This is a genomic window from Mycobacterium sp. GA-1285 (assembly GCF_001499905.1).
Lineage (GTDB): Bacteria > Actinomycetota > Actinomycetes > Mycobacteriales > Mycobacteriaceae > Mycobacterium.
Map to the genome: position 1 here is coordinate 1 of NZ_LQIS01000019.1, position 13,115 is coordinate 13,115.

The window sequence follows — 13,115 nt, forward strand, 5'->3', positions numbered from 1 at the left end:
CATCAGACAACAACTCAAATCGCGACATCCCTCAAGCCTCAGGCACAACACCCGAAACCTTTGTCAGACACGCCCTAGTCGAACGACTGCCACCCGGGATTCCCTGGCCACACCGCGCCGTCGACCAACACCCGCTCGGCGCCGTCCTGCACTCGGCCGATCTCTCTCCAGCCGGACGGCGGTGCCCCCGGGAAGGTCGCGACCAACGCATGGTCCTCTCCGCCCCCGAAAACCCACGCCCACGCATCGGCACCGACCGCTTCGGCCGCGCCGGCGAGCAGGTCGCGGTCGGCGGTCAATGCCGTGGTGGACAGGTCGATGCCGACGCCGGACGCCTCGGCGATGTGGCCGAGGTCGGCCAGCAACCCGTCGGACACATCGGTCATCGCGGTGGCACGGCTCTCGGCGGCGACGCGGCCCTGACCGTACGGCGGCCGCGGCGCGACATGGCACCGACGCAGCTCATCGAATCGTCGAATACCGGTGCGCCACAACTCGAATCCGGCCGCCGAACGACCGATGTCACCGACGACGGCCACCACGTCACCGGGCCGTGCCCCGCTGCGGCGCACCGGCTCACGGCCGCCGAGGTCACCGAGCGCCGTCACCGAGATCACCCATTGCGGCGCGCTGACGAGGTCGCCCCCGACGATGCCCGCGCCCATCGACTCGGCCTCGCGCCACATTCCGTCGGCAAGCTGCAGTGCGTGATCTGTCGGCGTATCCGAGGGTGCGCCGAACGCGACGACGAACGCCGTCGCGCGTGCACCCATCGCCTCGAGGTCGGCGGCGTTCTGCGCGATCGCCTTGCGCCCCACGTCATGCGGCGTCGACCAGTCCAGCCGGAAGTGTCGCTCGGCCACCAGCATGTCGGTGCTGACAACCGTCTTGCCGTCGGGCGCGAACAGCACCGCGGCGTCGTCACCGGGCCCCAGCGCGACGGTGTCCGGCTGGCGGCGCCCGGCCACCAATCGCCGGATCACCGCGAACTCGCCCACTTGCGCCAGGGTCTCGGCGTCGGACGCCATGTCACCTCCCGTCGCGGCCGCACCGTGTCCGTTTCGTGCCGGCCTGAACACCGGCCGCACCTGCGGTACGTTAAGCGCCTGCGGCGTGGAGTCTATGCAGCGATGTGGAGGGACAGCGGAGTGGTGTCCGCGGAGTCCGTGACGGGACAACAGGTGAACCGGTATCACCCGCACGCTGACCTGTCCGATTGGCGACGGGATGCCACCCTAGGGTAGGGCCGTGGCTTCGCAGACCGGTGACGGGCCGCCGCGGGCACTGCTGATCGCCGCTCTGGTGGTGGCGCTCTCGGCGATCGTGACGATTCTGGTGATCGCCGCGCTGCGCCAGAATCCGGCGCAGCAGCGGGCGGTGCCGCTGGTCTCGGTGCCCGCGCCGCAGGCCACGAGCTCCGAATGCACCGAGCTGATCGCCGAACTGCCAGAGGAACTCGGCGAAAACACCCGCGCACCGTTGGTCGATCCCGCGCCCGCCGGTGCGGCGGCGTGGCGGCCCGAGGGCGAGGGTGAACCGATCGTGCTGCGCTGCGGAGTGGATCGGCCCGCCGAGTTCGTCGCGGGCGCGCCGGTTCAGGTGGTCGACGACGTCCAGTGGTTCCGGGTGAGTGAGGCCGCCCAGGATGCGGGCGCAGAAGAGTCGCGCAGCACGTGGTACGCCGTCGACCGCGGCGTGTACGTTGCGCTGACACTGCCGCAGGGTTCCGGACCGACGCCGATTCAGCTGCTGTCCACGGTTATCGCCGAGACACTTTCCGCCAAGCCGGTCGCTCCCGCGCCGGTGCGTTGATCGTGCGCTGCGGCCGCAGACGACCTGCGAACCCCGCCATGGTCGAAGGTGATGACCGCTCAGCGCAGACCGGTACCGCGTTCGAGCGCGGTCTCCACCATCGTCGCCAGCAGGGTCGGGTAGTCGACGCCGCTGGCCGCCCACATCCGCGGATACATCGAGATGGTGGTGAATCCCGGCATGGTGTTGATCTCGTTGATCACGGGCCCGTCATCGGTGAGGAAGAAGTCGACGCGCGCCAGCCCCTGACAGTCGATCGCATCGAACGCCTCAATCGAGAGTTGTCGGACCGCGTCGGCCACGTCGTCGTCAACCTTTGCGGGCACGTCGAGTTCGGCGGCGTCCTCGAGGTATTTCGTCGCGAAGTCGTAGAAGCCGTCCTCGCGGCCGCGCACGCCGGCGACCCGGATCTCGCCCAGCGCACTGGCCTCGATCCGGCCGTCGGGGAATTCGAGCACGCCGCATTCCAGCTCTCGCCCCGGCACCGCGGCTTCGATGATCACCTTCGGGTCATGGCGGCGCGCCTGTTCGATCGCCGACGCCAGCTGATCCCACGCAGTGACCCGGCTGACGCCTATCGACGACCCCCCGCGCGCCGGCTTGACGAAAACGGGGAGGCCCAGCCGCTCGCGCGCCTCGAAACTCAACGTGTCCCGGCGGGGCCGAAGGACCTCGTGATCTCCGATCGGCAGCCCGGCGGCGCCCAGCAGCTTCTTGGTGAACTCCTTGTCCATGCCAACCGCGCTGGCCAGGACACCCGCCCCGACGTAGGGCACCCCCGCCAACTCGAGCAGACCCTGGATCGTGCCGTCCTCGCCGTACGGACCGTGCAGCACGGGAAACACCACGTCGACGGTCGCCAACGTGTCCCCCGCCTCGCGGCCGAGCGACAGCAGCTGCCCGCCGCGGCCCGGATCGGCGGCCAGGGCCAGTTCGGTGCCCGACGCGGCGGTCACCTCCGGCAACCGGCCGTCGATGATCGCGAGGGTGTCCGGCTGCGCGTCGGTCGCCATCCACGCCCCCTCCGGGGTGATGCCGACGGCGACGACGTCGAACCGCTGCGGATCAAGATTGCGCAGGATGCTGCCTGCGGATACGCAGGAGATCGCGTGTTCGGAGCTACGTCCGCCATAGACGACGGCAACCCGGACGCGTCCGGTGTCGGGGTCATGGCGGGCAGTCACAACCTAGAGAGGCTACCGTCCGTGTGCTCGGCCGGTCGTCCGGCGACGGCCGTCTGCGCGGTCAGCCCAGCGCCTGCTCGATATCGGCGACCAAGTCATCGGTGTCCTCGATCCCGAGCGAGATGCGCGCGAACCCGTCGCTGACGTCGTCACCCCAGCGGGCGCGACGGTCCACCGAGGTATGAATTCCGCCGAAACTCGTCGAAGCGATCAACAGCGCGCTGCGCTCGACCAGGCTGTGCACCGCCGCCGCGTCGGGCAACTCGACGGCGATCAGGCCGCCGAACCGTTTCATCTGCGCGCACGCGATGCGGTGCGAGGGATCGTCGGGCAGACCGGGATAGCGCACGGCGCGCACGGCGGGGTGTGCGTGCAGGGCCACGGCGAGCGCCGCCGCGTTGTGGCATTGCCGTTCGAACCGCAGCCCGGCGGTCCCCAGGCTGCGCAACAGCAGCCACGCCTCGAACGCGCCGAGGATGGCACCGGAGTGCAGTCGTTCGCGATCCACCTCGACCATCAGGTCGGTGTGCGCACTCGCGACATAACCGGCGAGCAGATCACCGTGGCCCGCCAACGCCTTGGTCGCGCTGGCGACGACCACGTCTGCGCCCAGCGAAAGCGGTTGTTGGCCGAACGGGGTGGCAGTGGTGTTGTCGACGACGAGCGTCGCGCCACGGCTACGGCACTGCATCGCGAGCCGGTGCAGATCCACGACATCCAGCCCCGGATTGGCCGGGCTTTCGGCGAGCACGACATCCGCGTCCGCCGACGCCGCACACATCTCGTGACTAGCGGCTTCCACCACCGTAACTCCTTGCTCAGCAAGGTATTCCGAGGCATATCGGCGGACTTGGTAATAGCCGTCGGCGGGTACGACGAGCCTACTTCCCGGCTCGGCCAGCACCCGCAGGACGGACGTGATGGCGGCCATCCCCGACCCGAAGGCCAGCGCGGACGGCGCGCCCTCGAGCTGCGCGAGTGCCGACTCCAGGTGGCGCCAGGTCGGATTCGAGCTGCGGCCGTACGAGTCCAGCGGTTCCGAGTGGTCGGACGACAGGTGGAAGGTGGACGCCGGAACCGGTGACGGCGCCACCGCTTGTCCTGGAATGCGTTCAGAGGCAATGGATTTGACGCTGCGAGTGGAATCGCCGTACTGACCGTCCACCGGTCACTCCGGTTTGGTGCTGCGCCCGAGCAACAGGATGACGGCCTCGTCGACCGACAAACCCCTGTGACACACCCGGAATACGGCATCGGTCAGCGGCATCTCGACGTCGTAGCTCTCGGCCAACGCGAGCACCGATTCACACGATGCGACGCCTTCGGCGACGTGGCCACCGGTGGCGAGCATCGCGGACTCGATCGTGCCGCCCTGACCCAGGCGCAGCCCGAATGTGCGGTTGCGCGACTGCGCGGATGTACACGTCGCGACCAGGTCGCCCACCCCGGCCAAGCCCGCGAGGGTCGCGGGCTTGGCGCCCAAAGCGATTCCCAATCGCATGATCTCGGCCAGCCCACGGGTGATGATCGCCGCGGCGGTGTTCTCCCCCAGTCCGACCCCGGCCGCCATCCCGCACGCGAGTGCAATCACGTTCTTGCACGCACCACCGACTTCGGCGCCGATGACATCGGCATTTGTATAAGGCCTGAAGTAAGCCGTCGAAAGGGCCCGCTGCAAGGCGACGGCCCGTCCGGAGTCATTGCAGGCGACGACCGTGGCCGCCGGTTGCTCGTCGGCGATCTCGCTGGCCAGGTTCGGGCCCGAAACCACCGCGACGCGTGCCGGATCGGCACCGGTCACCTGGACGATCACCTGGCTCATGCGCATGAGCGTGTCCAGTTCGATGCCCTTGGCCAGGCTCACCAACGTGACTTCGTCGTCGATCAATCCAGACCACTGCTGCAGGTTGGTCCGAAGCGTCTGGGCGGGCACCGCGAACAGCACCGTGCATGCCCCGTCCAGCGCTTCGCCCGCATCGCTGGTCGCCCTGATGGCCTTTGGCAGTTCGGTGTCACCGAGATATCCCGAGTTGCGATGGGTGTCGTTGATCTCGTCGGCGACTTCTCGGTGACGCGCCCAAAGCGCCACCTCGTTGCCCGCATCGGCTAGGACCTTCGCCAGTGCGCTCCCCCACGCACCGGCCCCCATCACCGCCGCCTCGACCACGCCTTCAGCGTAACCCGAGGCCGACTGCTGGCAGGATTACGCACATGAGCGGGCCACCCGACGGCGACATCGCGTTGGTGATCGCCGTAAAACGCCTCGCCGCGGCCAAGACCCGGTTGGCTCCCGTGTTTTCCGCTCCCACCCGCGAGAAGGTCGTTCTCGCGATGCTGATCGACACGATCACCGCCGCCTCCGCGGTTCCGGCCATCGGCTCGGTCACGGTCGTCACACCGGACGAAGCCGCCGCCGAGGCCGCGGACCGACTCGGTGCGCGGGTGCTCACCGACCCGACGCCCGAGCGCCACCACGACCCGCTGAACAATGCGATCGCCGCCGCCGAAGCCGAAGTCCGTGACGAGACAGCGAACGTCGCTGTGTTGCAAGGGGATTTGCCCGCGCTGCAGACCCACGAACTGGCGGCCGCCGTCGCGGCGTCCCGCAAACACCTACGCAGCTTCGTCGGCGACCGACACGGCACCGGCACGTCGGCGTTGTTCGCGTTCGGAGTCGCCCTGAACCCGCAGTTCGGCGCTGACTCCGCTCGACGCCACCGGCGTTCCGGAGCGCTTGAGCTCACCGGCGCGTGGCCCGGACTGCGCTGCGACATCGACACACCCGACGACCTGCTGGTGGCGCGCCGGCTCGGTGTCGGTGCGGCGACGGCAGCGGCCATCGCCGTTTCGAATTGAACCGTTCAACTGCGCGCTGGCACGAAGACCGTTGGATAGGGAATCATCGCAGGCATGACGAAAGCCGGGATCGAGGTTCGTGACAGCGATGGCGAACCACCATCGGCAAGCATCCGAACGATGCCGTCGGACTCCGGTGACTCGGCGCCCGAAGCTCCTCCCGCGGCAACCTCCCCCGCGGTCGAGAACGCGCTGCCCGACGATCGCTACCTGAACCGCGAGCTGAGTTGGCTCGACTTCAACTCCCGGGTGCTGGCATTGGCCGCCGACCCGTCGCTGCCCTTGCTGGAGCGGGCGAAGTTCCTTGCGATCTTCGCGTCGAATCTCGATGAGTTCTACATGGTCCGGGTCGCCGGGCTCAAACGCCGCGATGAGACGGGGCTTTCGGTGCGCTCCGCCGACGGGCTCTCTCCCCGCGAACAATTGCGCCGCATCAACGAGCGAACCCAGCACATCGCCGACCGGCACGCCCACGTGTTCCTCGATTCGGTGCGCCCCGCGCTGGCCGACGAAGGCATCGTGATCGTCACCTGGGCCGAACTCGACGAAGCCGAACGCGCGCGGCTGTCCACCTACTTCCACGAGCAGGTGTTCCCGGTACTGACGCCGCTAGCAGTGGATCCGGCCCATCCGTTTCCGTTCGTGAGTGGCCTGAGCCTGAACCTTGCGATCACCGTCAAACATCCCGACGACGGTGGGCAGCATTTCGCCCGAGTCAAGGTGCCCGACAATGTAGAACGGTTCGTCGAACTGGCCGCCCGCGAAGGCGATGCCACGATCGTTCGCTTCCTGCCGATGGAGGAACTGATCGCGGCGTTCCTCCATGTGTTGTTCCCGGGGCTGGAGATCGTCGAGCACCACGCGTTCCGCATCACACGCAATGCCGATTTCGAGGTCGAAGAGGATCGCGACGAAGACCTGCTACAAGCGCTCGAACGGGAACTGGCGCGGCGCCGCTTCGGTTCTCCCGTCCGCTTGGAAGTCTCCGACGACATGACCGAGAGCATGCTCGAGTTGCTGCTGCGCGAACTCGACGTCGCCCCGGGCGACGTCATCGAGGTGCCCGGGTTGCTCGATCTGTCCTCGCTGTGGCAGATCTACGATCTGGATCGCCCCGCCCTCAAAGACCGGCCGTTCGTACCCGCCACCCCTCCGGCGTTCGGCGAGCGCGAGACACCCAAGAGCATCTTCGCGACGCTGCGCGACGGCGACGTGCTGGTGCACCACCCGTACGACTCCTTCTCCACCACCGTGCAGCGGTTCATCGAACAGGCCGCGGCAGACCCGAACGTATTGGCGATCAAGCAGACTCTGTACCGCACCTCGGGTGACTCGCCAATCGTCAACGCGCTCATCGATGCCGCGGCCGCGGGCAAGCAGGTCGTCGCGCTGGTCGAGATCAAGGCCCGGTTCGACGAGCAGGCCAACATCAAGTGGGCGCGTGCGCTCGAGCGTGCGGGCGTGCACGTGGTGTACGGGCTCATCGGACTCAAGACTCATTGCAAGACGTGTCTGGTGGTGCGCCGGGAGGGCTCGCTGATCCGGCGCTACTGCCACATCGGCACCGGTAACTACAACCCCAAAACCGCGCGGCTGTATGAAGACATCGGGCTGCTGACCGCCGCGCCCGACATCGGCGCCGATCTCACCGACCTGTTCAATTCACTGACGGGTTACTCGCGCAAGGGCTCCTACCGCAACCTTCTGGTGGCTCCCCAGGGAGTCCGAAGGGGGATCATCGAGCGCATCGAACGAGAGATCGTCGCCACCCGCGACGGCGCCGACGGGCGGATCAGGCTGAAGGCCAACGCGTTGGTGGACGAGCAGGTCATCGATGCGCTGTACCGCGCTTCGCAGGCCGGTGTGCGCGTCGAGGTGGTGGTCCGGGGTATCTGCGCGCTACGACCCCATGCCCCTGGCTATTCGGACAACATCGTCGTCCGCTCGATCTTGGGCCGGTTCCTGGAACACTCGAGGATCATTCACTTCCGCGCAATCGACGAATTCTGGATCGGCAGCGCCGACATGATGCATCGCAATCTCGATCGGCGCGTCGAAGTGATGGCCGAAGTCAAGGAGCCGCGGCTGAAGGCGCAACTGCACGACATCTTCGAATCGGCGATGGACCCCTCGACCCGGTGTTGGGAGTTGGGCGTCGATGGTAAGTGGACGGCGTCACCGCAGGAGGGTCTGACGGTTCGCGACCATCAGGTCTCGTTGATGGAACGCCACCGGCAACCATGACGGACCTCGTCAACGTCAGCGACTTTCAGAATTGTCGTCGTGGGCCGCTGGTGCCCGGAAATATCTGCAGGAGTTGAGGTGCCGAAGCGGACATCTGAGACCGGCTCCGAGGCGGAGAAGATCCTGGCCGCCGGAGCGGTGTTGTGGCGGTCGAATGGCGAACCCGATGCACCGGAAGTCGCGCTGATCCATCGCCCTCGCTACGACGACTGGTCGCTACCGAAAGGCAAGGTGAACCCCGGCGAGACCGAGCCCGTCACCGCCGTTCGCGAGGTATGGGAAGAGACCGGATACACGGCACATCTCGGCCGACGACTCAGTTCGGTGAGCTATCCCGTCGAAGGCGGTGTGAAGAAGGTGCGCTACTGGGCGGCGCGGATGGTGCGCGGCGAGTTCCAGCCGAACGACGAGGTCGACGAGCTCAAGTGGTTACCCGTGCGGGCGGCGATCAAGCAACTGGACTATCCGCACGACCGAAAGGTGCTGCGCCGCTTCGCGAAGTATCCGGCCGACACCAAGACGGTGCTGATCGTCCGCCACGCCACCGCTGGGAGCAAGTCCCGGTTCAAGGGCGATGACCGCAAACGGCCGCTGGACAAGAACGGCCGCACGCAGGCGGAGTCACTGGTCGGGATACTGCTCGCCTTCGGCGCCGACCATCTGTTCGCGGCGGACAGGGTGCGCTGTGTGTCGACATTGGAACCACTGGCAGAAGAACTCGGGGTGACGATCCAGCGCGACGGGCTGCTGACCGAGGAGGCGTACGCGGAGAACCGCAAAGCGGCCCGGCAACGCTTCCTCGAAATCGCCGACACCGGTGGCACGCCGGTGATCTGCACTCAGGGCAAGGTGATTCCGGACCTCATCGAATGGTGGTGCGAACGCGACGGCGTGCGGCCCGACAAGTCGCGCAATCGCAAGGGCAGCACGTGGGTGATGTCGCTTCACGACGGTCGGTTGATAGCGGCGGACCACATGGGCAGCCCACTCGCTGTGAAGTGATGCCCGAACATTGAATGCAAATTCCGGCGGATCCGCGCTCGGAAGCGGTGAGCCATAGAACTTTTGGCGGGCATGCGCCGCGGATACGCCGTGGGTCGTGTAGACCCACGGCGTATCCGGTCGAAACTACTTGCGGCCGCGCTTGGCCGGCGCCTTGCGAGCCGGAGCCTTCTTCGCGGTCTTCTTGGCTGCCGTCCGCTTGGTCGCGGCCTTCTTGGCCGGAGCCTTCTTGGCCGCACTCTTCTTGGCCGGTGACTTCTTGGCGGCGGTCTTCTTGGCTGCCGTCCGCTTCGTTGCCGCCTTCTTGGCCGGTGACTTCTTGGCGGCGGTCTTCTTGGCTGCCGTCCGCTTGGTCGCGGCCTTCTTGGCCGGTGACTTCTTGGCGGCACTCTTCTTGGCCGGTGACTTCTTCGCGGCCTTGCGGGCACCTCCCGCCGTAGCGCCTCTCTTCACTGCTGGTCCTTCCGCCGGGAGGCGCTGTGCGCCAGAGACAACCGCTTTGAACTGAGCGCCGGGCCGGAAGGCCGGCACAGACGTGGGCTTGACTTTCACGGTCTCGCCGGTGCGCGGATTACGCGCGACGCGGGCGGCGCGGCGGCGCTGTTCGAAAACGCCGAAGCCGGTGATGGTGACACTGTCACCCTTGTGAACCGCACGCACGATGGTGTCAACGACATTCTCCACCGCGTCGGTCGCCGTCCGGCGATCGGTATTGAGCTTCGTCGTGAGTACGTCGATGAGCTCTGCTTTGTTCATGCATAACCTCCGGAAACCAGTGGTCCTCTTTGGACCGACTAGGGGACACGGTAAACCCATTCCCTATTGATTTCCAAGAGCCACGCGCAGTTTCAGGCGAAGCCAGCGAACTTTCTTGCCCCCCTTGACCTCCAGAGCAGGCCTCGGAGAACCGGGTCTGGGGGTGGTGAATTCGGCTCAGCGGTGGCCGTTATCCGGCGGGCAGAGTCCGCGGTTTCCAGTCCGGCCTGCGCGCTTCATAGGCCTCGATCTCAGCGCATTTGCGCAGCGTAAGACCTATATCGTCGAGTCCTTCGAGCAATCGCCAGGCCGTATAGTCGTCAATTCTGAACGGCACCATAACCGTTCCGGCGGCGATGGTTCGATCTTGAAGATTCACAGTGATTTCCAGCCCTGGCTGCTGCTCGATGAGCTTCCATAAAATTTCCACATCATCTTGCGGAATTTCGGCCGCCAGAAGCCCGGCCTTGCCCGCATTGCCCCGAAAGATGTCGGCGAAGCGGGACGAGATGACGACCCGGAAGCCGTAATCCATAAGTGCCCACACGGCATGTTCACGTGACGAGCCGGTGCCGAAATCGGGGCCTGCGACCAATACCGAGCCCTTGTCGAACGGGGGCAGATTCAATACGAATGACGGGTCGTTGCGCCAGGCGGCGAAAAGGCCGTCCTCGAAACCCGTTCGTGTAACTCGTTTCAGGTAGACGGCCGGGATGATCTGGTCGGTATCCACATTCGACCGGCGCATTGGCACCCCGATGCCGGTATGGGTATGGAAAGCCTGCATGGCCTGTGCTCCTATCAGTCGGTCAGGTCCGCGGGTGAGGACAACGTGCCGCGCACCGCGGTGGCCGCCGCGACCGCGGGAGACACCAGATGAGTACGACCGCCTTTGCCTTGCCTGCCCTCGAAGTTCCGGTTGGAGGTCGACGCACAACGCTGACCCGGTGACAGCTGGTCGGGATTCATCCCCAGGCACATCGAGCAACCCGCCTGACGCCACTCCGCTCCCGCAGCGGTGAAGATTTCTCCGAGCCCTTCTGATTCGGCCTGCAGCCGCACGCGCATGGACCCCGGCACGATCAGCATGCGCACCCCGTCGGCGACCGTGCGTCCGCGCAGCACGTCCGCGGTCACCCGGAGATCCTCGATGCGGCCGTTGGTGCACGAGCCGACGAAGACGGTGTCGACCGCGATGTCACGCATAGCTGTGCCGGGCCGAAGGTCCATGTAGGCCAACGCCTTTTCCGCCGCTTGGCGTTCTCCGTCGTCGAACATCAATTCGGGGTCGGGCACCGAGCCGGACAGCGGCACCCCCTGGCCCGGGTTGGTACCCCACGTGACGAAGGGACTCAGCGTCGAGGCGTCGATGTAGACCTCGGTGTCGAATTCGGCGCCCTCGTCGGTGCGAAGGCTGCGCCACGCGGCGACCGCTTCGTCCCACTGTGCGCCCCGCGGAGCGTGCGGGCGTCCGCGCAAGAACTCGAACGTGGTGTCGTCCGGTGCCACCATGCCGGCCCGCGCACCCGCCTCGATGCTCATGTTGCAGATCGTCATCCGGCCCTCCATCGACAGCGATTCGACGGCGCTGCCCCGGTATTCGATGACGTGTCCCTGGCCTCCGCCGGTGCCGATCTTGGCGATCACGGCCAGAATGATGTCCTTGGCGCTCACTCCGTCGGGAAGTTCACCGTCGACGTTGACCGCCATGGTCTTGAACGGGCGCAACGGCAGCGTCTGCGTGGCGAGTACGTGCTCGACTTCCGACGTGCCGATCCCCATCGCCAGTGCGCCGAACGCGCCGTGCGTCGAGGTATGGCTGTCGCCGCACACAACGGTCATGCCGGGCTGCGTCAATCCGAGCTGCGGACCGATGATGTGCACGATTCCCTGCTCGGCGTCGCCCATCGGATGAAGCCGGATACCGAATTCTTCGCAGTTGCGCCGAAGGGTCTCCACTTGCGTGCGCGACACCGGGTCCGCGATCGGCTTGTCGATGTCGACCGTCGGCACGTTGTGGTCCTCGGTGGCGATGGTCAGGTCTGGCCTGCGCACCGGACGCCCCGCCATCCGCAGCCCGTCGAACGCCTGGGGGCTGGTCACCTCGTGCACGAGATGCAAGTCGCTGTAGATCAGATCGGGTTCACGGGCAGCGCCCTCACCGCCCCCTTCGACGACGACGTGATCGGCCCACACCTTTTCGGCCAACGTGCGGGGCCTCTCACCGCGTCCGCCCGCGGCACTGGAAACATCGGTCGACATCTTGACTATCTCACAATCTGGGAAGTTAGTATCTCTTTGTGAGACAGGATAGCGGCATCGGCGTTTTGGACAAAGCCGTGGGAGTTCTGCATGCGGTGGCCGACTCGCCCTGCGGGCTGGCTGAACTCTGCGAGCGCACGGGATTGCCGAGGGCCACGGCGCACCGCCTCGCCGCGGGGCTGGAAACCCACCGCTTGCTGGCGCGCAACGGCGACGGCCGCTGGCGACTCGGTCCGGGGTTGACGGAGTTGGCCGGCCAGGTCAACGATCCGCTCGCGGCCGCGGGTGCGGCGGTGCTGCCCCGGTTGCGCGAGATCACCGGCGAGAGCGTGCAGCTCTACCGCCGCGAAGGCACCTCGCGGATCTGCGTGGCGGCGCTGGAACCCCCTGCCGGACTGCGGGATACCGTGCCGGTCGGCAGCACGTTGCCGATGACGGCGGGATCCGGCGCGAAGGTTCTACTGGCGTATGCCGACCCGGCCACCCAGCAGGCCGTGCTCCCGAACGCGAAGTTCACCGATCGCACGCTCGCCGAGGTGCGCAAGCGCGGCTGGGCGCAGAGCGCCGCCGAACGCGAGCCGGGAGTGGCGAGTGTCTCGGCCCCGGTGCGTGACGGTCGCGGTGTGGTGATCGGCGCGGTGTCGGTGTCGGGTCCGATCGACCGGATGGGCCGGCGACCCGGTGCGCGGTGGGCTGCCGATCTGGTGGCCGCTGCCGACGCTCTGACGCGGCGCCTGTGAAGGGGGCGCAGTTCGCTGTGCGAAACCTGTACCCCCGATGGGATTCGAACCCACGCTACCGCCGTGAGAGGGCGGCGTCCTAGGCCGCTAGACGACGGGGGCTAGAACTTTCGGATGGCCAGCATAACTCAGCGAGATATGTCGGCCTAATCACGGTCATTGGCTGGGGTACCAGGACTCGAACCTAGAATGGCTGAACCAGAATCAGCTGTGTTGCCAATTACACCATACCCCATCGGCAGTCCGTAACCGCAGGTCA

The 13,115-nt window shown here is 66.7% G+C and carries 12 protein-coding genes and 2 tRNA genes; 5 read left to right on the forward strand and 9 right to left on the reverse strand.

Annotated features, from left to right (window positions below):
- Nucleotides 1-74 precede the first annotated feature (74 nt).
- Complete coding sequence (locus tag AU193_RS12575) at nt 75-1,028, reverse strand: thiamine-phosphate kinase (protein WP_064422769.1); 954 nt, start codon at nt 1,026-1,028, stop codon at nt 75-77.
- Nucleotides 1,029-1,248: 220 nt separating this feature from the next.
- Here AU193_RS12575 and AU193_RS12580 point away from each other — a divergent pair, with 220 nt between their 5' ends.
- Nucleotides 1,249-1,812, forward strand: a complete 564-nt coding sequence (locus AU193_RS12580) for a DUF3515 domain-containing protein (RefSeq protein WP_064422719.1) — start codon at nt 1,249-1,251, stop codon at nt 1,810-1,812.
- A 59-nt stretch (nt 1,813-1,871) separates the two neighbouring features.
- Here the strand turns inward: AU193_RS12580 and AU193_RS12585 are convergent, their stop codons facing one another.
- The 3 genes from AU193_RS12585 to AU193_RS12595 form a co-directional block, all read right to left on the reverse strand.
- Entirely contained in the window at nt 1,872-2,996 is a 1,125-nt protein-coding gene (locus AU193_RS12585; protein WP_064422720.1) for a D-alanine--D-alanine ligase family protein, read from the reverse strand.
- Nucleotides 2,997-3,057: 61 nt separating this feature from the next.
- Complete coding sequence (locus tag AU193_RS12590) at nt 3,058-4,161, reverse strand: cystathionine gamma-lyase (protein ID WP_064422721.1); 1,104 nt, start codon at nt 4,159-4,161, stop codon at nt 3,058-3,060.
- 3 nt (nt 4,162-4,164) lie between these two features.
- Complete coding sequence (locus AU193_RS12595) at nt 4,165-5,145, reverse strand: NAD(P)H-dependent glycerol-3-phosphate dehydrogenase (RefSeq protein WP_156425192.1); 981 nt, start codon at nt 5,143-5,145, stop codon at nt 4,165-4,167.
- Between the two features lie 62 nt (nt 5,146-5,207).
- Here AU193_RS12595 and cofC point away from each other — a divergent pair, with 62 nt between their 5' ends.
- From cofC to AU193_RS12610, 3 genes are all read left to right on the forward strand, one after another.
- Complete coding sequence (gene cofC / locus AU193_RS12600; protein ID WP_064422723.1) at nt 5,208-5,852, forward strand: 2-phospho-L-lactate guanylyltransferase; 645 nt, start codon at nt 5,208-5,210, stop codon at nt 5,850-5,852.
- Between the two features lie 120 nt (nt 5,853-5,972).
- Nucleotides 5,973-8,096: an RNA degradosome polyphosphate kinase gene (locus AU193_RS12605; RefSeq protein WP_253867794.1), complete on the forward strand. Its 2,124-nt coding sequence runs from the start codon at nt 5,973-5,975 to the stop codon at nt 8,094-8,096.
- A gap of 78 nt (nt 8,097-8,174) precedes the next feature.
- Nucleotides 8,175-9,098 carry an NUDIX hydrolase gene (locus tag AU193_RS12610; RefSeq protein ID WP_064422725.1) on the forward strand — a complete coding sequence of 308 codons (924 nt, stop codon included), beginning with the start codon at nt 8,175-8,177 and terminating at the stop codon, nt 9,096-9,098.
- Between the two features lie 126 nt (nt 9,099-9,224).
- Here AU193_RS12610 and AU193_RS12615 read toward each other — a convergent pair whose 3' ends face one another.
- The 3 genes from AU193_RS12615 to leuC form a co-directional block, all read right to left on the reverse strand.
- Nucleotides 9,225-9,854: an HU family DNA-binding protein gene (locus AU193_RS12615; RefSeq protein ID WP_064422726.1), complete on the reverse strand. Its 630-nt coding sequence runs from the start codon at nt 9,852-9,854 to the stop codon at nt 9,225-9,227.
- 190 nt (nt 9,855-10,044) lie between these two features.
- Entirely contained in the window at nt 10,045-10,641 is a 597-nt protein-coding gene (gene leuD / locus AU193_RS12620; protein WP_064422727.1) for a 3-isopropylmalate dehydratase small subunit, read from the reverse strand.
- Between the two features lie 14 nt (nt 10,642-10,655).
- Nucleotides 10,656-12,116 (reverse strand): 3-isopropylmalate dehydratase large subunit, encoded by a 1,461-nt coding sequence (leuC, locus tag AU193_RS12625; RefSeq protein WP_064422728.1) that lies wholly within the window; start codon nt 12,114-12,116, stop codon nt 10,656-10,658.
- A gap of 38 nt (nt 12,117-12,154) precedes the next feature.
- Between leuC and AU193_RS12630 the strand changes: the two genes are divergently transcribed.
- Nucleotides 12,155-12,856, forward strand: a complete 702-nt coding sequence (locus AU193_RS12630; protein ID WP_064422729.1) for an IclR family transcriptional regulator — start codon at nt 12,155-12,157, stop codon at nt 12,854-12,856.
- 29 nt (nt 12,857-12,885) lie between these two features.
- On the opposite strand, the gene AU193_RS12635 is transcribed toward AU193_RS12630, so the two are convergent.
- A tRNA-Glu gene (locus AU193_RS12635) sits at nt 12,886-12,958 on the reverse strand.
- 58 nt (nt 12,959-13,016) lie between these two features.
- Nucleotides 13,017-13,091: transfer RNA gene (locus tag AU193_RS12640), tRNA-Gln, on the reverse strand.
- Nucleotides 13,092-13,115 lie beyond the last annotated feature (24 nt).

Bases quoted from the DNA above. Each gene is read 5' to 3' on its own strand.
- AU193_RS12615 (WP_064422726.1), bottom strand. From the start codon at position 9,854: ATGAACAAAGCAGAGCTCATCGACGTACTCACGACGAAGCTCAATACC.
- cofC (WP_064422723.1), top strand. From the start codon at position 5,208: ATGAGCGGGCCACCCGACGGCGACATCGCGTTGGTGATCGCCGTAAAA.
- leuD (WP_064422727.1), bottom strand. From the start codon at position 10,641: ATGCAGGCTTTCCATACCCATACCGGCATCGGGGTGCCAATGCGCCGG.
- AU193_RS12605 (WP_253867794.1), top strand. From the start codon at position 5,973: ATGCCGTCGGACTCCGGTGACTCGGCGCCCGAAGCTCCTCCCGCGGCA.
- AU193_RS12575 (WP_064422769.1), bottom strand. From the start codon at position 1,028: ATGGCGTCCGACGCCGAGACCCTGGCGCAAGTGGGCGAGTTCGCGGTG.
- AU193_RS12595 (WP_156425192.1), bottom strand. From the start codon at position 5,145: ATGGGGGCCGGTGCGTGGGGGAGCGCACTGGCGAAGGTCCTAGCCGAT.
- leuC (WP_064422728.1), bottom strand. From the start codon at position 12,116: ATGTCGACCGATGTTTCCAGTGCCGCGGGCGGACGCGGTGAGAGGCCC.